This is a genomic window from Maribacter cobaltidurans, from assembly GCF_002269385.1.
Classification (GTDB): Bacteria; Bacteroidota; Bacteroidia; order Flavobacteriales; family Flavobacteriaceae; genus Maribacter; species Maribacter cobaltidurans.
On record NZ_CP022957.1, the window covers coordinates 4,231,290 to 4,251,391 of the forward strand.

21 protein-coding genes are annotated in these 20,102 nt (G+C 38.5%); 3 read left to right on the plus strand and 18 right to left on the minus strand.

Translation table 11 applies throughout. The features are described from left to right. Positions 1-7: 7 nt before the first annotated feature. The 11 genes from CJ263_RS19060 to CJ263_RS19110 form a co-directional block, all read right to left on the minus strand. Positions 8-844, minus strand: a complete 837-nt coding sequence (locus CJ263_RS19060; RefSeq protein WP_094998724.1) for a helix-turn-helix domain-containing protein — start codon at positions 842-844, stop codon at positions 8-10. Between the two features lie 88 nt (positions 845-932). Next, positions 933-1,691 (minus strand): DUF6090 family protein, encoded by a 759-nt coding sequence (locus CJ263_RS19065; RefSeq protein ID WP_094998725.1) that lies wholly within the window; start codon positions 1,689-1,691, stop codon positions 933-935. Between the two features lie 134 nt (positions 1,692-1,825). Next, entirely contained in the window at positions 1,826-2,548 is a 723-nt protein-coding gene (locus CJ263_RS19070) for a DUF6090 family protein (protein ID WP_094998726.1), read from the minus strand. A 128-nt stretch (positions 2,549-2,676) separates the two neighbouring features. Beyond that, complete coding sequence (locus tag CJ263_RS19075) at positions 2,677-3,471, minus strand: hypothetical protein (RefSeq protein ID WP_158657200.1); 795 nt, start codon at positions 3,469-3,471, stop codon at positions 2,677-2,679. Positions 3,472-3,706: 235 nt separating this feature from the next. Beyond that, positions 3,707-4,174, minus strand: coding sequence for a DinB family protein (locus CJ263_RS19080; protein ID WP_094998728.1), 468 nt, complete (start codon positions 4,172-4,174; stop codon positions 3,707-3,709). Positions 4,175-4,300: 126 nt separating this feature from the next. Beyond that, positions 4,301-4,837: a GNAT family N-acetyltransferase gene (locus CJ263_RS19085; RefSeq protein ID WP_229702454.1), complete on the minus strand. Its 537-nt coding sequence runs from the start codon at positions 4,835-4,837 to the stop codon at positions 4,301-4,303. A 126-nt stretch (positions 4,838-4,963) separates the two neighbouring features. After that, on the minus strand, positions 4,964-5,251 hold the full coding sequence (locus tag CJ263_RS19090) for a hypothetical protein (RefSeq protein ID WP_158657201.1): 288 nt from the start codon (positions 5,249-5,251) through the stop codon (positions 4,964-4,966). After that, the gene (locus tag CJ263_RS19095; RefSeq protein WP_094998730.1) at positions 5,232-6,053 is read right to left on the minus strand and encodes a DUF6090 family protein; all 822 of its coding nucleotides are present in this window, start codon (positions 6,051-6,053) and stop codon (positions 5,232-5,234) included. Before CJ263_RS19095 ends, CJ263_RS19090 begins: the two co-directional genes overlap by 20 nt. A gap of 95 nt (positions 6,054-6,148) precedes the next feature. Further along, entirely contained in the window at positions 6,149-6,430 is a 282-nt protein-coding gene (locus tag CJ263_RS19100; RefSeq protein WP_094998731.1) for an integrase core domain-containing protein, read from the minus strand. A 400-nt stretch (positions 6,431-6,830) separates the two neighbouring features. Then, positions 6,831-8,348 carry an ArnT family glycosyltransferase gene (locus CJ263_RS19105; RefSeq protein WP_094998732.1) on the minus strand — a complete coding sequence of 506 codons (1,518 nt, stop codon included), beginning with the start codon at positions 8,346-8,348 and terminating at the stop codon, positions 6,831-6,833. Between the two features lie 123 nt (positions 8,349-8,471). Further along, the gene (locus CJ263_RS19110; protein WP_094998733.1) at positions 8,472-9,902 is read right to left on the minus strand and encodes a helix-turn-helix transcriptional regulator; all 1,431 of its coding nucleotides are present in this window, start codon (positions 9,900-9,902) and stop codon (positions 8,472-8,474) included. A gap of 484 nt (positions 9,903-10,386) precedes the next feature. Here CJ263_RS19110 and CJ263_RS19115 point away from each other — a divergent pair, with 484 nt between their 5' ends. Continuing rightward, positions 10,387-11,016: a hypothetical protein gene (locus CJ263_RS19115; protein WP_094998734.1), complete on the plus strand. Its 630-nt coding sequence runs from the start codon at positions 10,387-10,389 to the stop codon at positions 11,014-11,016. A gap of 351 nt (positions 11,017-11,367) precedes the next feature. On the opposite strand, the gene CJ263_RS19120 is transcribed toward CJ263_RS19115, so the two are convergent. The 7 genes from CJ263_RS19120 to CJ263_RS19145 form a co-directional block, all read right to left on the minus strand. Continuing rightward, positions 11,368-12,333, minus strand: a complete 966-nt coding sequence (locus tag CJ263_RS19120) for a hypothetical protein (protein WP_158657202.1) — start codon at positions 12,331-12,333, stop codon at positions 11,368-11,370. Between the two features lie 326 nt (positions 12,334-12,659). Continuing rightward, the gene (locus CJ263_RS19125) at positions 12,660-13,382 is read right to left on the minus strand and encodes a head GIN domain-containing protein (RefSeq protein WP_094998736.1); all 723 of its coding nucleotides are present in this window, start codon (positions 13,380-13,382) and stop codon (positions 12,660-12,662) included. 126 nt (positions 13,383-13,508) lie between these two features. Beyond that, positions 13,509-13,649 carry a hypothetical protein gene (locus CJ263_RS21035; protein WP_158657203.1) on the minus strand — a complete coding sequence of 47 codons (141 nt, stop codon included), beginning with the start codon at positions 13,647-13,649 and terminating at the stop codon, positions 13,509-13,511. Then, on the minus strand, positions 13,649-14,314 hold the full coding sequence (locus CJ263_RS19130; RefSeq protein ID WP_094998737.1) for a hypothetical protein: 666 nt from the start codon (positions 14,312-14,314) through the stop codon (positions 13,649-13,651). Before CJ263_RS19130 ends, CJ263_RS21035 begins: the two co-directional genes overlap by 1 nt. 72 nt (positions 14,315-14,386) lie before the next feature. Next, positions 14,387-15,475 carry a hypothetical protein gene (locus tag CJ263_RS19135; protein WP_094998738.1) on the minus strand — a complete coding sequence of 363 codons (1,089 nt, stop codon included), beginning with the start codon at positions 15,473-15,475 and terminating at the stop codon, positions 14,387-14,389. Then, positions 15,453-15,992, minus strand: coding sequence for a hypothetical protein (locus CJ263_RS19140; protein ID WP_094998739.1), 540 nt, complete (start codon positions 15,990-15,992; stop codon positions 15,453-15,455). Before CJ263_RS19140 ends, CJ263_RS19135 begins: the two co-directional genes overlap by 23 nt. Further along, the gene (locus tag CJ263_RS19145; RefSeq protein ID WP_229702453.1) at positions 15,992-16,534 is read right to left on the minus strand and encodes an RNA polymerase sigma factor; all 543 of its coding nucleotides are present in this window, start codon (positions 16,532-16,534) and stop codon (positions 15,992-15,994) included. The genes CJ263_RS19140 and CJ263_RS19145 overlap by 1 nt, the downstream gene beginning before the upstream one ends. Before the next feature lie 169 nt (positions 16,535-16,703). On the opposite strand from CJ263_RS19145, the gene CJ263_RS19150 reads away from it, so the two are divergent. Both CJ263_RS19150 and CJ263_RS19155 read left to right on the plus strand, forming a co-directional pair. Continuing rightward, entirely contained in the window at positions 16,704-19,109 is a 2,406-nt protein-coding gene (locus CJ263_RS19150; RefSeq protein ID WP_094998741.1) for a TonB-dependent receptor, read from the plus strand. Between the two features lie 2 nt (positions 19,110-19,111). Further along, entirely contained in the window at positions 19,112-19,960 is an 849-nt protein-coding gene (locus tag CJ263_RS19155) for a DUF4249 domain-containing protein (protein WP_094998742.1), read from the plus strand. Positions 19,961-20,102 lie beyond the last annotated feature (142 nt).

Genomic DNA, 20,102 nt, shown 5'->3' on the forward strand with positions numbered 1-20,102 from the left:
TGAATTACTACATATCACCTTTTCGTAATTCACTTGGTGATTGACCAACAATATTCTTAAAATAATTACTAAAGTTGCCAAGGCTTGAATAGCCAATATCAAAAGTAATCTCTTTTATGGTTTTGTCAGTTTCCAATAGTTGACGTTTGGCCTCTTGAATTCTTTTATTTGAAATGTATTGGAATGGTGTGACGCCAAAAATTTGATTAAAATTCCGTAATAAATGATTTTCTGATAGCAGAGCGATGTTTGCCAATTCTTGTAATCTTAAATTTTTATGATAATTGCAGTCTATAAAATCCTTGACGAACAGAACCCGTTGATAAAGCTCTTCCCGAGTAGCTTTCTTTTTTGAAGTCAATCGATGGGTGTCAAGTAAAGTAGTATTGTTTTGTAGTAATATGGCATTTAGTAGCTGATAATAAAATTCATCCTTTTCAAGCTCATCCATTCCAAGATTGGATTTCTTCCGGCCTATTTTTAGTAATTCGGAGACCTTTCCACTATGGTGGTAGTTTCTTTCAAATAGCTTGATGCCCTGGTGCTGTTTCACATTTAAATCAAGCAATTGTTCGTCTGTAGCATTTAAACCTGAAACTACGTCCGAAACAAATTCAGGGGAGAAGAACACACAAAAAGATTCGGTTTCTTTAGCACTATCTATATTCAAGCGATATTTGGTGCATTCGTTTAATACAAGAAAATTGGTTTGGTCAACTTGATATTCACGCTGTTTCACTTGATAATCAGCCTTGTCTCCATAGAAAGATTTTACGGACAAGAAGCAATCACCGGACCATTGGTATTTTTGGGCTTGCTGATGTATGATAAAATTACTAATCATAAACTATTTATTTTGCTTCAACGGTGGGTCCACATGGTGTTGTGAGCTTATGTTCACAATGAACATCATATATATAGTTCAACCTTCGTTATTTAATTTGATTGTCAATAATGGCTATTATTTGCTCTATTTGTTGTTTGAGTTCGACGTATCTCCCTTCTAAAAAGCCAGAAGTAGCAATGAATCCCACAAGTCGATTATCGAATTCTATTGAACGCAATAGATGTAAGTTACTGTCTAAAAACTTGCCCCTGTCTATGCCAAACGTTTCACCGTAAGCATCAAAAACCATTCTACGCATACTCACTTTATCCTGTCCAAAATCCAATAAGGCATCCCTATGTTTGGACAACTCATTATTTTCTTGAAATCGTATTCTTAGCATTAGGCCATCGAGCGTGGCCAGTGCATTTTTTAGTTCCTTGTTTTGAAAAATATTCAGTTTACCGGAACTTATTATTTCATTGGTTACTCCAGAGCCAGGACGATATTGAACTTCTGAATTCACTGCGCCAAAAAATAGTTTTCCAAATTCCTTTTCCGTTATTTCGGGAGTATTCGGCCCAGTATACCTTGATAATTCCTTAGCATATTTTATTAGGTCGGTATTTAGGTCTATTACACGATTTACTTCGACCAGGTTGTTCTCAAATTCCTTTTTTAATGCAAATAGATAGTCTTGCTCTAGTTCACTTTGCTTCCTAGATTCATTTAAATTATTGATCTGCAACGCAATCAAAATTCCAATAACAACAAGGATTATTTCACCAAAGGCGTAAATCAGATATTTACTGAATTTATTTTCTGAGAGTAATTGTTGCCGAATACGTCTAAAGAATTTTATCATTGGTTATTGGTTTCTAGAAAGGTAGGATAAATATTTGACCCATAGAGCGGGAAATACTGACGCACAACCGTGCGTGTATATGGCTTTGTAAGCTTATGCTCCAAATGAACATGACACATATTGTGGCACTTTCTTTATTCTCTCCTTGTCAGCTCTTTTTCAATAAGATAAATCACATTTTTTGTTTGCTCCACTGCTACTTCCTTATAATTGGTTGAACTTTTCCTTAGATTATCTCTAAAACTTACCATGTTAAAAAACTCTTTATCCTTTAACCAACTATCATAATCATTGGGAATCCAACCGCTATTATTGTTACTCAAATGCTTTTGGAAAAGTGGGATTACCACAGCTGACCAAAGTTGGTCTTCAATCCTTCTAGTTTCTTGCATGAGTTTTGGGTAATCCACTTCAAATAAATTTACGATTTCTATTCTTAAACTATCTGATTGGATTAATTCTAGTCCGGAAGATTTTAAGGTTTGAAATGCCGAAGAAACCAAAATAACGTCTGGTGCATAATCTATATCGGACAAATAGCTTGGAATGGAATCACTATACGGTAGATTACTATTGGGAAGATTTAATATGTAACTAAAGCTTCTAACACTCTTAACCTGCTTATCAATATCGTTTTCAAGATTTGCAATATTTATTTTAAGATTCGTTTTTAATTCATTCAATAAAGTAAGTTCCCTTGTATTCATTTTATTGGTTTCATTCCAATTATTAATTTGAAGCGCAATCAGGATTCCAATGACCACCAAAATAATTTCACCAATTGCATAGAGAAGGTATTTACTGAATTTGCTTTCAGAGAGCAGTTGTTGCCGGATATGTCTAAAGAATTTTATCATTGGTTTGAGGTTTCTGTTAACGTAGCAAAAGATTCTCGGCTATAAGGAGGAGAGAAAAAGTCATTACATATACAAATTGTCACCTTTCGTTTTAATTAATTCATCATTTTAAATTTGAAGAATTCCATTTAATATGGATTGAATTTTTTTGGCTCCAAGTCAGGGTATTTGGCATGGACTATTGAATCTATTTGAGCAATGTCCATATGTAGCCGTTTATAGTTAACCTCGATTCTTGAAGTAAAAAAATTAAGATCGGTCAAGAGATTTGCAAATTCCCTGTTTTGAAATAACTTCTCGGAGTTGGAAGGGAAAACGGAGTTATGGTGAATAGTTACTCTTTTTGCCCCATTGTTAAATACAGATCTCACTTTGGTCCTATCTGTATTCCGATTTAAAAATGGTCGTACTTGTTCGTCCACAAAGCGGTTTTGAATTTCCTCAAACTTTATCAAGGACTCCTGATTGCGTTTCAAGTCAGCCAGTTTTTTACGGAGTACGGGAGAAGAAATAAGCTTGAAATCGCCCGAAGCACTAAGTACATCATACAGCGTGGTAGGTCTTCCCGAAACCCAAACCCACGTAAGTTTATCTAAATCTTGATTAAAAATTTTCTCGCTATAATTGTATTCAATATCGTTGATTCTGGACAATATTCGTTCAGTGGCAGCAAGTACTTCCAACATCGTGTTACTTCCATACTGTAGAAGAAATTTATTGAATTCCAATTCCTCTGAAAGATCTTGAAATATACGCTGCTCTTCCAGGGAATTTATTCGTTCCTGGTTCCATGTATTGATTTGCAACGCAATCAAAATTCCGATGACAACAAGGATTATTTCACCAAAGGCGTAAATCAGATGTTTACTGAATTTATTTTCAGAGAGCAGTTTTTGCCGGATCCGTCTAAAGAATTTGATCATTGGTTATTGGTTGGTCATAATGAAGCACAACGGTTTGTATAACCGTCTGTCACGGATTAAGTTAGTGATTATTTTCCGTTACGCAGAGATGTTGGCAATTCCTAGTGGATTTTCGCTCTGGGCGAAGTCGAAGAGTAGTCCATCCGCAAACTAGAGCGAAGGGACTGATGAACTACTTAAAAAATCAATATCAGTAAATACGTTGCGGTTATTTATTGTTGGCTTGAGAGTTCTTTTAATCCCATATTTTTGGTCTATCAATTTTCATTGCTCTTAAATACGACAAGAATTGTCCTGCATGAACAGATTCGTGATATCCAATCCGTAATAAATATTTTGCAAGAATTTTATTGTCTCCATTTCCTGGGTGAACGATTTCGGTTTCGTTTAATTGCTTATCTGAAAATTGTCTAACACTTTCCAAAAATGTTATTCTAAAAGGCTCGGCAAATTCAAGTTCATTTTTTAGGTTTATGAATGGACGGTTTTTCCAAGGTGTTGTATAATTTGTCATATCTCCTTGATTAATAATAATATTCCAGCCATAATCAGCCTCCAAAACGTGTCTTATCATTTCTGACGCACTCATTGCTTTTGCGTCAGGTTTCCAATTATAATAGTCTACAGGCAGTCCGTTCCAAAGCTTTATACTTCTTCTCCGTATTTCTGTGAAATTTAAAATTAAGAGCTCAGATTGGTTCATTTTCTTTGTTTTCTAGAATGTGGTAATACATTATAGCTAACTGTGGGTATTTGATTAGTTGCAGACATTTCATGAAAGCTGAGCGTAGTCGACATCATTTATAGCCTTTGTTTTGGTGTCGTATTTTTATACATTAAACTCTTTCGGATATTCAACCATTCCATTTACTCCTTTCAGTCCGTTTTCAACCAATTCAATTACCATACAATTTTCTTTCGGAACTTCAAATGGCAATTCTATTCCGTACTTATCCGCTTGTTCATATCCGAATCTAGGATAGTATTTTTCGTGTCCTAAAAGAACGATTGATTTATACCCTAATTCTTTTGCTTTTTTGTGCGATTCAAGTATTAGTTTTTCACCAATTCCTTTTCCTTGAAATTCAGGTAATACAGAAACAGGTGCCAACGCCAATGAATCGAATTCAGCCGACTCATTCTTGATTTTAAGTTTCGTCAATAGAATATGTCCAATTACATTTCCGTCAATTTCCGCTACTATTGATAGTTCAGGAATGAAAGCGTCTGATTTTCTTAATCCTTCGACTAAAAACTGTTCAGTGTTGTCTGCAAATTCAGCGTCTTTAAAAGCACTTTCAATTACGTTGAAGACATCTTGGTAGTCGTTTCTAGTTTCTTGACGTAATATCATTTCCGTTTTCATATGAACCACGGATTGTGTACGGTGCGTATCCCGTGGGGTATGCACTATACTCCGAGTTGTACTTTCGTTAGTTACATTTTTTATTTCTTAAAAGTTTTATAGGTTCTTTCATTTTATTATCTAAGATTAGAATAAATATTGTTTTTGTCTAATATACATTGCAACTAGAAATACAAGATTATCCTGTGACTTTAAAAATGTTTTGTGGTTTTTATAGTTTTTCCAATTGTTACTTGGCAATAATTGAACAATCTCTTTTCCAAGCTCTTTCTTTAAATAGTCAAATTCTTGCATTCCAACTTCCGTTGCTGACTCATAATTAATCATCCTTTTATTGATTTCGTTACGATTTTCTTGAAGTAAATCCAATATATTCTCCAAAAAAGTATTGTACTCAATAAGTCTGTTTTTCAATTGGATATCTGTTATCAATTTTAATTTCCCCTTCAATTATTTCGAGCATATTTATTATCCTCATACGCAAAGTCTGTGATTGCATGTTTGTAATTTGATGATGTGTAATTACTTGGCTTACGATACCTTCCAATTCAACATCTTCAAGAGCCTTGGTCAAATTCAAGCTTTTTTTTGTTGGCTTTATGGTGAATTTATTTTTTGATTCTTTGTCTAATGCCTCAGTTGGGGAATATCCATCTTTCCATAAGTTATTATTTACGTTCCTTGAAACTCCCAATCTGAGATAACAAGGCAATAAAATTTCTGTCCTAAATTTTTGATACTCTAATTCAAGTTCTTGCACTTGAAATACTTCAGAGGACCAATTAGATAAAAATCTCACCAGGGCATCATTATTTATTAAGCGAAGATTTTCTGAACCAACGATATCATTTTTAATGGGGTCAAAAGTCGGGTCTCTGAATAATATCCACAATGATTGATAGACCCTATCTTCATTAATTGAATTAGGATTATCTATTTGACTTAGCAAATTGTTGCAGGCTTCAAGTGCCTCGTTTCTCATTAGTATTTTTTCATCTAATTGATTCAGATTACTTTGATATTCACTTTTTAATTGTTTTAGAATTAATTGCTCCTTGGCTAATTCTTTCTGTTTCTCATTCCAATTATTGATGCTCAAAGCAATAAGAATCCCAATTACTACAAGAATTATTTCTCCAATAGCATAAATCAGATATTTACTGAATTTGTTTTCCGAAAGAAGTCGCTGCCGGATTCGACGAAAGAATTTGATCATTAGAGGTTGGTTTCTCTAAAGATATGATATTTATCAAATTGGTGAATTCAAATAATGTCCTGTCCTGAAATATGGCTACAGGTTAATAATTAAGTTTAAGCTGTTTTTAAATATACCATATTCGGGGTTTTATATTCTAAAGATAAATGTAATCTTACCTCATTGTATAATTTGATTGCATTTTTGGCCGTACGCTTGGCTTGGCCCAGGCCATCAAAAGTCTGGTCAAGGTAGAACTCGTCCTTTAGGATGCCGTTCACAAGTTCTGCCGGGGCGTTCTCGTAGCAATGGTTATCCTCTGTCAAACTGATCGCGATGTTGTTTCTTTTTTCCGTTGATAAGTTTGTCCAGAATTTTGAGTCTGACCAATTCTGCATACGTATGGTGAATTTGTCATTCTTATAAATAATGTTTGAAATTATATAGCCTTTATTCAGGGATTTTCAAAATTAACTACAGCGACCTGTTGAACGCAGTTTGGTGATTTTTATGGAAAAATAGCACAACCCTTCAACTATGAATGTGATAACGGACTACCATATTTATTACTTCCATAGTATTTCGACCGCGGTGCGCAGCGCCGCATCTGTTTTCGATTTTGCCGTATTGAAGTATAACTTGCCTTACCGAATTGATTTGAGCATTGAATTATGGTAGTTTGACAACTTAAGTGAACGGCTGAAAGCTGATTGGGGTAGGGGAAGACTGTATCTGGGTTATAGCGCTCTCCATACCAATCCTTTTCTAAATAGATGTTCTTGAATACTGGACCTGTGACTATCTTTCAGAGAAGTCATATAAATTAAGAAAGTTGGGGTAGCCTGCACTTTCGAAGTGTTTTTCTTCAATCAACTCAGCCTCCTCACTGAAAATACCCTGTATGTCCTTAGGTGATAAGGTTGGGTTCATTTCCGGTCTAAAACCAGTAAACAGGAACCACACTCGTTTATTTCCTTTTAACTGCTCCAAATCTTTTAAATATGCTCCAGTAGAAATATTATAATCGTATTGCCCCAAAATGTAATCTTGGACACCATACTTTGGGCCATAATAGTGCATGTACAAATCACCTGAACCTTGAACATAAAGCACATCCCCGGCTTGCTTGTGCTCATTGTAATAAGTGAGCATTTTCTTAACGGGTTCCGACTCGATCGGTAGACTGCTTACACCCAAAATAATGACCAAGACCGAAGGTAATACAATGATTACGCCTATGGCATTTGTCAACCATGGCTTTGCCCAACTAAAATTCTTTTCTAAAATCGATAAGCTGATCATCGGAAGCAATAAGAAGGGCCATAAACCATAATAGGCTGTTCTTCCAACCATGGGTAAAATGTAAAAACTCACTAGCCCTATCATCATAATAAAAGGAAGTACAAGTATAAAAAGATCGATTCTTTTATGCTTTATGATGGGATAAAAGGAGATTGAAGACAGTAGCAAAATAATAATACATAATAATACAATCATTGGATTATTACTTCCAATTACGGTGAGGAAGTCACCAAGGCCTAGTATGATTTGTTTGGGAAAGAACAAGACATATTCCATCACTTTGGAGGGTGGAAACATATTGCTATGATGCTCAGACATAGCTATGGCTACTTCAGGTGAAATTATAAATTTGGCGTAAATAATATTCCAAACTCCACCTAATAGCCATAAAATAAACATTGGCATATAGGACCTCAGTGGGATATCTTTTCTTTTTAGAAACAAGATGGATGTGATAGCCAACACAAAGACACTCGCCGGAAAAGAAGCAGAGGCCCCAAGGAAACCAATTAATCCAAAAATTAACCTCTCTTTCTTAGAGAGCGTTCGTTCCAGCATTGTGAGACTGGTCCAAACAAAGAACATTAAGAACAAAATGTCTCCAGTATAGGGTTTGGCATTGAATGACTGCCACCAGGAACCCAATACAGTAGCCATGAAAAACACGGCAAGGACTAACTTTGTTGAATTAACAAACTTTCTGGCAATCAAATAGAACAGCCATAAAGCCATGAGAGAGGCAATAAAGGGATAGAAGCGAAAAGCCATTTCCGTGCTACCTATAAGTGTATAGAAAAACTTCTGGATCATATAAAAGCCTACAGGTGCTACCTGATTGTATGCTGGTTGCTGTGTCATTAATTCCCAAAAGGACATATTTTCAATATTGACAACGGAGAAGAGTTCATCCTTCCACATACTGGGTTCCGCGAAGAACTGAATGGCACGTATTACAATACCCATTAAAAAAGCAATGAAAAGGAAAATTTTGACAAATAAAGATTGATGTTTCATAAGTTTTTTGAATCATGTAGTAACTCAAAAATACTCCTGCACACATCCTATTACATATTGATGACGTTGCATTCCATTGCAATCTCGTCTTATAATGTTGCAATCAGTATGAATTATGTTGTATCACAAAACGGACTCGTAATTTCCCAGATTCATCCTTCCTAGGAGTTGAAGAAATTCTGGGTTGTCGTGAAGAAATTCGAAATGGAAATCGTACTTGATTTTACTCAAATCCAAAAGCTTCTGGTCGTAAGCTTTGTTCAGCCATGTCATTGTTTGACCCTCATCCTCTAAAAGCGCATAGGCTTTCGCAATAAAATAAGCATCTGCCCACTCGTCCTGCTTGCTGACTATTTCGTCTATGATCAACTGATAGCTACGCTTAAGTCTTTCAGTCTGATTTGTTGACATTAGCTTAAATTCAATAGCCAGTCCCACTTTTTCGCTATAACTGGCCAATGCTTTCAAAGCGCTATCTATCTTGTTCTGTTTATAAAAAACTACAGATTCATACCAATAGCTATTGGCTTCATTCTTGTCGATTTCCTTAGCGGAGGCTAATTCAGAAAGTGCTTTTTCATACTCACCAAGTACTATGTATTGCTCTGCGGATAAGAGATAATGATAGATGAATATCGGACATTCAGCTTTCGCATTCTCTATCAGCGATCTTGCGGCCTGAAGATTTCCTGTCACGAATGTTTGAAAATGGCCGAAATAAAACTGGGTCATGCAATTGTTGGGATCATTCTTTAAGGACAATTGAAACTGTTCGCTAGCAGTTTCCCAGTGCCAGTCACATTGGTAATAGATCATGCCCAAAATGCGGTGAGCCTCTGAATAGTCGGAGTCGATGGCAAGTGCCTGACGGGCATGCTTTTCTGCTTTTAAAGAATTCTCTTTTGAGATTCTAGGGTAGCAGCTGTAATAGTTTATTTCAGCCAGGCCAATATAACTGGGCGTGTAGTTAGTGTCGGCAGCCAGGCTTTTGTAATAATAGTCCGCTGCTTTCTGAAAGCTTTCAGGCGTAAACTGGTACATTAGATGTTGCCCCTTAACATAGGCTACTTCTGCCTCTGTTTTAGGATTTTCATCTTCCAATTGTCTATAAGTGGACCCGCTAAAGTAGAAGGCCGAAACAAGCACCAATACTAAAAAGGTAGCGATGCCCAGCAGGATCGATTTACTGTATCGCTTTGGTTCTAGTTTAATAATAGGAGTATCATCCTGAGCGGAAGCGCGGGCTTCACCTGGAGTGCAGCCAAAACGATCTTTATAACAGGAATTAAAATAGGCAGGGCTCTTAAAGCCTACCTGGTACGCAATTTCAGCAATGGTTAATTCAGTGGAAACAAGCAGTTTTTGTGCATGGGATAAGCGGTGCTCTTTAATAAGCTGACTAGCCGATTTGCCAGTCTGCGCATGTATTTTTCGATGCAATTGTGACCTGCTCAGACATAGTTCGTCTGCCAATTCCGTAACACTGAAATTTTCATTTGAAGCTAGTTTATCCAGTATAGCCTCAACGCGCTTTAAAAAATTTGCCTCACCCATGCCCTAATAAAGTTAAACATATTCTCTATACTTACTTTTGTAGAGGATAAAAATCTGCTTAATTAACTGGAGCTAAGCATAGGGATACGCGTAACAGTGGTTGACTATTTCACCACCATATGAAGCATGGGGCAACTGGTATATCATTGTATTATTTTGATATTACCATGTCTCTTGAGGTTTCTATAACGAGACACCTAGTCCAAATCGGTTTATACAATCTACTTACCCTATCTTTCTAGCGTATTGTTTAAACACGGTTTTAGTTTTTTCAGTGCAAAGGATTCCTTTTAAGGAGTCCGACCACAATTAATGATACACCGCTTAAGTTTGATTCTCTTTTAATTGTTAGTGTAAATCAGAAAGAACAAAAGAGAGAATTAATTTTTTTATAATTAGTAACGTAGTTATTCTTATTGTTTTATCCAATCTGTATTAAATAGCTGTAACAAATCGATGTTTTCATTGTCATTAAAAAAAAACAATGGAAACATTTCGAAAAATAGGATTAATATCGATTCCCTTAACCTTTATATTTGCCGGTATTGGAATGATTTGGTTGCTTAACGTAGATAATGCATCGGGGCATTTTTTTGATAAACTAATAAGTCATCGAAATGATTGGCTGGGAGCGCATGTTATTTTATTATTAAGTACAGTTTTCTTGTTGCCTACAGCTATAAGCATCCGCCTTAGTTTACATCATAAGATAGTTGGAAAAATAGCCACAAGTTTAGTTGTTATAATTGCTCTAACAAGTATTTTATTAGCTGGACAATACGCTATTGATTTTGTTATGCCATTGCTAGCAGATGCCGGAGGAGAAGCTAGACAAGTCTATGGTATGCTTTACAATACTCTTTTAATAGACACTTTGTTTTATAAATTACCTAACATGGTTTTTTTAGCTTTATTTTTATTAACGTGTACTTTATTTTGGAAGAAAAATATGCCGAAGAAAATCAGTATTATTTTATTAATTAACTGGTTATTTGTATTAATAGGGAACTTAATAGACCCTTTATTTCAGCGAATAGCTATTGTATTTTTGGCTTTTTCTTTTGTACCTTATATGTATTTTATTTGGAAGTATGATAAGCTAGATGTCGGATAATGTGCTACAACGCCGCGCTATGTACGCCATCTGCGGAGGCAGTGGGCGAGTTGAAGTGCTGGTGGCGAATTTTAAGGAAATATAGCAAAATCCGATCAACAATGCTGTGTGAATCTGACTTCCTATTGATCACACGGCATTGTTCTTCAAGGACTCCGCGTTAGCGGAGGTACCCTTGTTGGATTTTAAGGTGTTTGGAATAAAATTAGTCGACTAGCTTTTGGTGCGGGAATTGCGCAGCAATGTAGCGACTTGGTTGAGGCCGGAGGCTTTCAAAATCCGTCCCAACGGTTTGAATATGGTGCGTTTGGCATTTTAACGCTCCACACTTTCTGTTTACTTATATGTTTCTTAAAAGCTATCATCCTTAATACTAGCACCATCTGCCAAATGCTCTATATTTTTTGTTGTGCTTAGTGTTTTATCATCAAGGTCAGTAAGTAAATCTGAAACATATTTAAGAAGTGAAATCACCTTCAAACTATTAATTTCTGTTCCATAATCAGTACTTATTCCGTGTAAAATTTCATGTCTATTTAATTTACAAGGAAACTTACCAATATCTTGTTCTCTTGCCATTATAGGTGTCTGATTTTGAAGTGGTGATAAATACAAACTCAAGAAATTTTCAGCCGATTTTTCTAATTCTGCTATTACTTCTGGTAAAAATTTATATTTCTTATTCTTTTTCTCCTTAATGAAGAACTTCTTTTTTGTGAAATCAAAGCAAATACCATCGACTTGTGTTAAAACAGAAGGAATTAAAAGAGAGTAATTACCATCTTCGAACGAGTTTTTTATACTTTTTAAGATTTCTTTTCTATTGTAGTGTCTTTTAATCAATTTTTCAAAAATATCGTCAATGTTGGTTTTATAGTAATCTACTAACATTTCATCTGCTAAATCTACTCGCTTGTCTTTTATGTTGTAAGCAACTTTTGATGGCAAATTCAATTCACTTTCTAAGTCAATAAACCAACCGTGTTGAGCAATAAGTAAAAAATACTCAGGTGTTTCTTTTGCGTATTCTTTTAGCCTTTCTCCAATTTTTTTAAAAGCTTCTAAATGCTCTAAAAATGGATTTTCAAATTTGGGTATGGAGGTATAAATCTTATTTATATTCTCAAAAGACTTTTGAAAATTCATTAATGGCTCAGCAAGTTTTTTTTGAAGTTCCAAAGTTGGTTCAATTGCCTTTTGTATCGCTTTAGATTGCTCAGCTAACTGCTCTTGAAATTTTCTCATCGGTTCTGTAATCTTGGCAATTTCCCGATAAGGCTTCATCATTCTTTCTATATGTTCTCTTAATTTATCCAATGTCTTTTTACATTAAGCACAACAATTGTATAAACTTACCTAGGTACGTTTATTTCTATTTTGTGTGTAACAAGATACTTCTTTTCAAATAGTGAACTAATACTGCATAACACTAGTTTATAATGTGTTATCAACAATTACATCAGAAAAAGGCTACTAATAATACCAAAACATTTTTTAAAAGTGTGTGTACCTCTTTTGCCCCAAAGCACGAGGATATTTTGTTCTCTGAGGTGAGGGGATGGGCTAACCCTTAAAAAACGACTCCCCAAACCGTTGGGCTGTGGGGAGTCGTTTTGCATAGCTATTTTTTTAGGGCATTCTGGTTAGTTGCGTTGCCGTACCTTGGAATCCCCGGTAAGGTGTTGGTGTACCACAGTCGCATTGCCCTGGTAGTTTAGAACGCTGTCGCCACTGGCTTCCACATCGATCGTTCCGCTTACGGAAAGGGACGCTTGGCTATCCCCGGTAAGGTCAATGATAAGGTCTGCCACCTGCAGGTCATAGTCCCTAAACGTACTATCACCGCTTAAACGGGCATTGACGTTTTCGGCATACCCAAACAGATCTGCTGTGGAATCGCCGCGAAGGTCCACCCGTAGTCGGTCAACATCCATTTCACCGGTAAAATGGCTATCCCCATAAACCGTAATGGAAGCATTATCGGCTAGGATAAGATCTTCCACATCCACAGAGGAGTCCCCATAAACTTCAAAATCGGTAATGTTCCTTGTGGTAATATACGCCCTTAGGGTAGGATTTCCCCGTAGGATAACCTTATTTTCCAGACCGATCTTCAAGGTATTGCCGCTCTTGAACACGTCAATTTTTCTATGTAGGTTATCGTTGGCCGTTATGGCTATGTTTTCCTCGGTTTCGGAAAAGCGAACGTACACCTCAAAATCGCCCGATATTTCCAATCTTTGGTAATCGGAAAAGGCATATTCTACCGTGGTTACTTCGTCCAATGCGGTAATGACCTGATGGTCACAGGAACTAAACAGGATGCTTGCGGCCATACAAAGGCCCATGATAATTTTTGTTTTCATTGTATTGCTGATTGATGAATTGATTATGATTTATGCGATAATCATGATTTAAATTCTCCGAGACTTGTCTCGAAATAAAAATGTCTTTTCTTTTAATGCCTCATCGGCTTGCCCCTAGGGAGTTTACTATGCCGATTGTACGGGCAACCAACGGAACGGAACGGGTGACCATTCTTGGTCTTTGTTCAACGTATAGACTTGGTTGTTCTGCGTAAACACCCGTACCGTGGCAATGGTTTCAGGCGTTGACGGATGTTCCTTTTCCATTAGTCCAGTTTTTTCTTGTACCGGTTGCGCCCCATATTAAAAACGCCCAGTTTTACGCCAATTCCTCCGGAGAAACCATTGATCCTGTCCAGGGGACTGTCCGCCAATTCGATTTCACTGGAGAATCTATATCGTACCCCGGCTTCCAACTGTACATATCTGGAAATATTAAAGAGAACGTTCATCCCCGGTTCCAGTATAAAGACGGCATCCAAATCGTCTTCGTTCAAATCCACATCCTCCTCATGTACAATGTCGTCATGGTTTACATAACCTACGGCCCCGCCGCCAATAAGTACGGGAAAAGAAAGGCTTACCTTGGATTTTCCAAAAAGAATGGGCTCTAAATGTAGGCCGCCATAAACGGCAATGATATCATCATTACTGCTGTTTCTGGGGTTGAATACATCCTGTTCAGAGTAAAGGACGTTGGCCATAAAACCCACCTCAAACTGTCTGTTGGCGACGTAGGCGACCTTTAGTCCGCCTATGTAGGTGTCCTTGTCGTCAATTTCGCCAAAATAGGTGGAAAGGCCTAGATATACGCCATGTACCACGTTTTTTCGATCATTAAAGGTGATGTATTCCTCGTCCTGATTCTGGGAAAATCCAAGGATACCGAATAAAAGAAAGAGTAGGAGTGCTGTTGTTTTTTGATTGTTCATTTTTTGATTGATTGAATGATTTATGTTTAAAGACAATTGTTAATTAAAAGGGTTGCATGGAACAAGACTTTTTTAATCGTTAATTGTTACAATTCCCTTACTACCGCTAATGGAAATGTGTCCGGTTTTGGAGTCTCCGTAGGTGGCTTCGATTTTTCTGAGTTTTTTTCCATTATCGAGCATATCAGATCGCACGTTTTCAAAACTTTTGGGAAGCCTTACCACGCCCTGCTCCAGGGTGGCATCGAACCGATGAGAAAACTCACCGACATTCAGGGTAATGTCCGATGATTCCTGTTCAATGATAATTTGGGCATCGGGTTGCCCAATACCGTAGATCACAAAATCGGCAATTTTTAAGTCGAGCCCCACATCGTCCATAAGTTTTTGCAACTTAAAGGTGGAAAATTTTAAACTCCCAAAAACGGAACCGACCTCGTTAATGGCAATCTCGTCCTTATTCGAGTCCAATTCCAAAGCATTGGCCTTACCGATTTTTATTTCGCTTCCTTCGGTGGTCAGGCGTAAATTTTTGGCTTCGTCCATGGTCAATTCCCCATTCTCCAACATAATAGTCGCATAGTCCAGGTTTTTGGCCCTGATTTTTCCAAAGGTCAGTTTAATATCCGCCTTGTTCAGGCCATCGTTCAACCATAGGTCACCATGCTCCAAAACCACGTGGAGCGGCCCGATCCAATCCTCGATAAAAATGTCCCCGAACCTGTTGGTGATATCCAGTTTGGCTTTATTGGGCAAAAACACTTCATAGTCTATTTGCACACGGCTTCGGTCCGTATCAATGGGATTGGCCTTGTTAAAGAAATCTGCGAACCAGCCAGAATTTCGGTTGGCGATGACGGAAACCACAGATATAAAACTACTGTTGGACTTTATTTCGGGGCGAATACGGTCCAACAACTCTTTCGCGTCTTCCCGCTTTCTGTGGTTCACCTTTACGTCCATGACCACTTTTACCTTGTTCTGGTCCCAACCGGTCAAGGTAATATTACCGTATTTGTTCTCCAATTGGAGTTCGCCGTTCTCCGATAACGAAAAACTTTTTTCAACGGTCTTGGATACCCTCTCCTGTGCCATGCCCACCATAGTGAGCAGCATTAGGGCCGTCCATAGGAAGCTTTTATAATGTGTATCCGTATTCATGGTTCGTTTTTTTAGATTCGTTAATCTGATGTAATAAGTTCTCAATGAGCTCAATACGTGTTTTATAGTTGGCCACGATGGCCGCTAGCACTTGCTCATTGTCCAGGTTGTTGTGCATTTCCTTGCGCAGTACCTCATATTCTGCGTCCAGTTCGTCCATAAAGGATAAAAATTCCGTTTTATCGGCTTCGCTTAAATATTGGTTCTTACGGACCAATTCCACTTGGTAGGCAACCAAATCCTGATAGTGCATATCTATTTCAAGCAATTCCTTGGACACATATTGTTCCTGCGGGTTATTCGTGTTGAAATATGCCAAACCAAAAATGGTGGCCAGTCCTATAATCAATGTCACACTTGCCGCAACATGAAACATAGGGCGTTTCCAAAGGGGAATGACCTTTGGGGTATCTTTTTCCAGTTCTGCCGATATGTGTGCCCATAACTTGGCCTTGTCCGCAGTGTGTTCATCGAAGGCACCGGCATTTTCCCTAATATGTTTTTCAAAATTGTCCATTACAATTCCTTTACGATTTCCAATAATTTTCTTTTGGCTCTGTGGTATTGTGATTTTGAGGTACTGGTGGTAATGTCCAGTATTTCTGCAATCTCCACATGGTCATATCCTTCAACTAGATACAGGTTGATAATTTGCTTATATCCGTCGGGCAATTGTGCAATGCCCTGTTTTACCTTTTTAATGTCCACCGCTTCGTTCTCCATCGTTTCTTCTTCCTGTGATAAGTGAAAGGCGTGTTGTTCCATCGGTACTAGGTCAATCCGCTTTGCCTTTAGATGGTTGATGCTTTTATTGATTACGATGCGCTTTAACCAGGCACCAAAACTGCTTTCATATTTAAAGCGTTCTAAATTTCTAAAGGCATCCACAAAACTGTCCTGCACAATATCCTCGGCATCTTCCTTATTTCCCAAAAACCGAAGCCCCACATTATACATGGCATCCACGTAAAGGCTATAGAGTTCGTACTGAGAACTGCTATGCCCCGCTTTGGAACGTTCCACTAGGGATTGATGTGTAAATCGAATATCGGTTTCCACGTAATTAGGTTGATGCCGTATGGTTGAATTAAAAGACAAAGGAAAAAAGAAAGGGTTGCACTTGGGACAAAAAAAATTAAAAAAAAGGTAAAGGGTGCAACCCATTTGTTTTCATACTGTCTATTGGTGGTGTAAAATGTAGTTCAACCATCAAAAACAAAATCAAAAAATGAACAGACAATTAAATGGAATCTCGGCCGTCTGGAGGAAAATGGGGGTGTTCTGGATACTCCTCATGGGTTCCTTCCTAACGATGGGACAGACATCCCATACCATAAGCGGTACCATTACCGACCATGCCAACGGCGAAACCCTTTTTGGGGCTTCGGTGTTTTTATCAGGCACCAGCATAGGCGGCATTACGAATGAATATGGATTTTATTCCATTACGGCTCCCGAGGGCGACTATGTACTTCATATTTCCTACATGGGTTATACCGATATCAATCTAAACATCCATTTGAATCAAGACCTTAAGCAGGATATTGAAATTTCCGAGTTTGCCACCGAGCTTAACGAAGTGGATGTTATTGCAGAGGAACCCGAAAAGGCCCTTCTCAGAAAACCGGAAATGAGCGTTCTTAAAATGAACGTGGGCACAGTGAAACAAATTCCCGTGGTCCTCGGCGAAGTGGATGTGCTAAAGTCACTTCAGATGTTGCCTGGGGTGACCAATAACGGCGAAGGCTCTGGAGGCTTCCATGTGCGTGGCGGGGCCCAGGACCAGAATTTGGTCTTATTGGACGAGGCCATTATCTACAATACCTCACATATGTTCGGTTTCTTTTCCGTGTTCAATGCCGATGCCATAAAAGATTTAAAACTTTACAAAGGAGGCATTCCAGCACGATTTGGGGGCAGGGTTTCCTCCGTGTTGGATATTCGCCAAAAAGATGGCAACAGCAAGAAATTTGCGCTTACGGGCGGCATAGGTGCCATTTCCAGTAGGCTCACTGCAGAAGGCCCCATGTTTGGCAACAAGGGTTCTTTTTTGGTCGCGGGCAGGCGTTCGTATATCGACTTATTTTTAAAGGCTGCAGGAGAGGAGAATAGTGCCATGTTCTACGACCTTAACCTAAAGACCAACTATAGCATCAATGCCAACAACCGACTCTTTTTAAGCGGGTATTTTGGTCGGGATAGTTTTGAACTGGGACAATCTTTTACCAGCAGTTATGGGAATGCATCAGGCAATCTACGGTGGAACCATATTTTTAATGACCGACTCTTCTCCAATCTTTCCGCCATCGTGAGTCGGTATGATTATGACCTGAATCTCGATTTTGAAAAGTTTGAATGGATTTCGTCCATCAACAACTACAACCTCAAATATGATTTTAAATATTATTTGAACGATGTCTTCACCCTTGATTTTGGGGCAAGCGGTCTCTTTTATGAGTTTGACCCCGGACAAATCCGACCAACTTCGGAAACCTCTTCAATTAACCCACTGTCCTTAGATCAAAAAAGGGCCTTTGAAAGTGGCCTGTACATAAACGCCGAACATAAATTGACCGATAGGCTTACGGCCCAATATGGTCTGCGATACAGTGCCTTTAGCCGATTGGGAGGCCAACCTATATCCAATTATGAAAACGACCTACCCGTGGTTTACAACTCCCGTTTGGGAATCTATGAGCGGGGAAGGGTCATGGGGGAGACCCAATATTCAAAAAGTGAGTCCATTAAAAGTTTCAACAATTTGGAACCTAGGGTTTCCTTGGCCTATTTACTTAATGAAAATACATCCGTAAAGGCCGGGTTTTCCCGTGCCGCGCAGTATATCCATTTATTGTCCAACACCTCTTCCGTGACCCCGTTGGATGTTTGGACGCCTAGCGGACCTTTTATCAAACCACAATTATCCAATCAATATGCCTTGGGCTATTTTCAGGATTTTAAGGATAAAAAGTACTCCTTGGAAGTGGAGGGGTATTACAAGACCGTGGATAATAGGATCGATTACATCGATGGGTCCGAGCTTATCGGACAAAACACCATTGAGACCGAAATATTAAATGGTGAAATGCGGGCCTACGGTTTGGAATTGCTGTTTCGCAAGAACGAAGGGAAATTGACAGGTTGGGTCGCCTATACCCTTTCCAAATCGGAACAACGAACGCCGGGAGGTTCTGCCGGTGGGCCGGGAATAAACAATGGGGATTGGTACAATACTTTTTTTGACCGCACACACGATATTTCGATTACAGGTACCTATGCCTTCAACGATCAATGGAGCGTAGGGGGTAATATGGTCTTTCAAACGGGAAGACCGGTGACCTATCCCAATGGACAATACGAATATGAGGGGATGTCCATTGCCAGCTACTCGGCAAGAAATTCGGACCGCTTGCCCGCGTACCATCGCATGGATGCATCCCTGACCTACAGACCAAAAAAATATGAAACCAAACGCTTTAAGGGGGAATGGGTCCTGAGCGTGTATAACCTATATCACCGTAAGAATGCGGCTTCCATATCCTTTGCCCAAAACTTTGAAACCGGGGCGAACGAAGCAACCCGAACTGCCATTTTTGGCATTTTACCCTCAATTACGTACAATTTTAAATTTTGATCATGAAAACATTGATAAAACTATATATACCACTAATACTATTCTTATTGGTGTCGTGCCAAGATGTAATTGACGTCGAGTTACAGAGCGGTCCCGAACGATTGGTCGTGGAAGCTTCTTTGGACTGGGAGAAAGGAACTACGGGAAACCGGCAGACCATTCGTTTGACAAAGTCTTCCACCTATTTTAAGACCAATTCCGTTGAAGAGGTCCAAGGAGCGATGGTTACCGTAACCAACACAAATACAGGCGATTCCTTCAATTTTGTGGACCAGAATAATGGTAATTACGTTACCACGAATTTTCAACCCATTATTGGTAATTCCTATGCCTTGCGGATTGAATATGGTGGACAGGTTTATTCGGCCTCAGAAACCATGACTTCCGTGGCGGAGATTACGGATATTTTCCAGACACGTGACGACGGTTTTAGTGATACCGATTTGGAAGTGCACATAAGCTTCACCGATCCTATTGAAGAAGGGAACAATTATCTTTTTAAGTTTCAAAAACAGGGCGACCTGTTACCCCTTTTTGAAAATGCCGAGGATGAATTTGTAAACGGTAACGAAATAGATTGGTGGTTTGAAATTGAAGAAGATGAAGTGGACGGGTTGGAACCCTTTCAGCCGGGTGATGTTGTATCTATTGAAATGTATGGCATATCCAGGGCTTACTACGATTACATTAAGATTCTTATTGATCAAATGGATGGGGCAGGTTTATTTTCTTCAACTCCCGTACCTGTACGTGGTAATTGTATCAATGAAACCAACCCAGAGGACTATGCCTATGGTTATTTTCGGTTGACGGAAGTTAACCGTGCTACCTATACCTTTACGGAAGATTAATTTGGTTGATGCTGGAAATGCCGGGTTTCTAGAGCCTGGCATTTTTTACCACCAAACCACAAAACACTTTTCAAAAGTGTCAGTCCCTTTTTTGACCCAAAGCATGGGCGCATTTTGCTTAAGGTGGTGCAAATTTATAGTA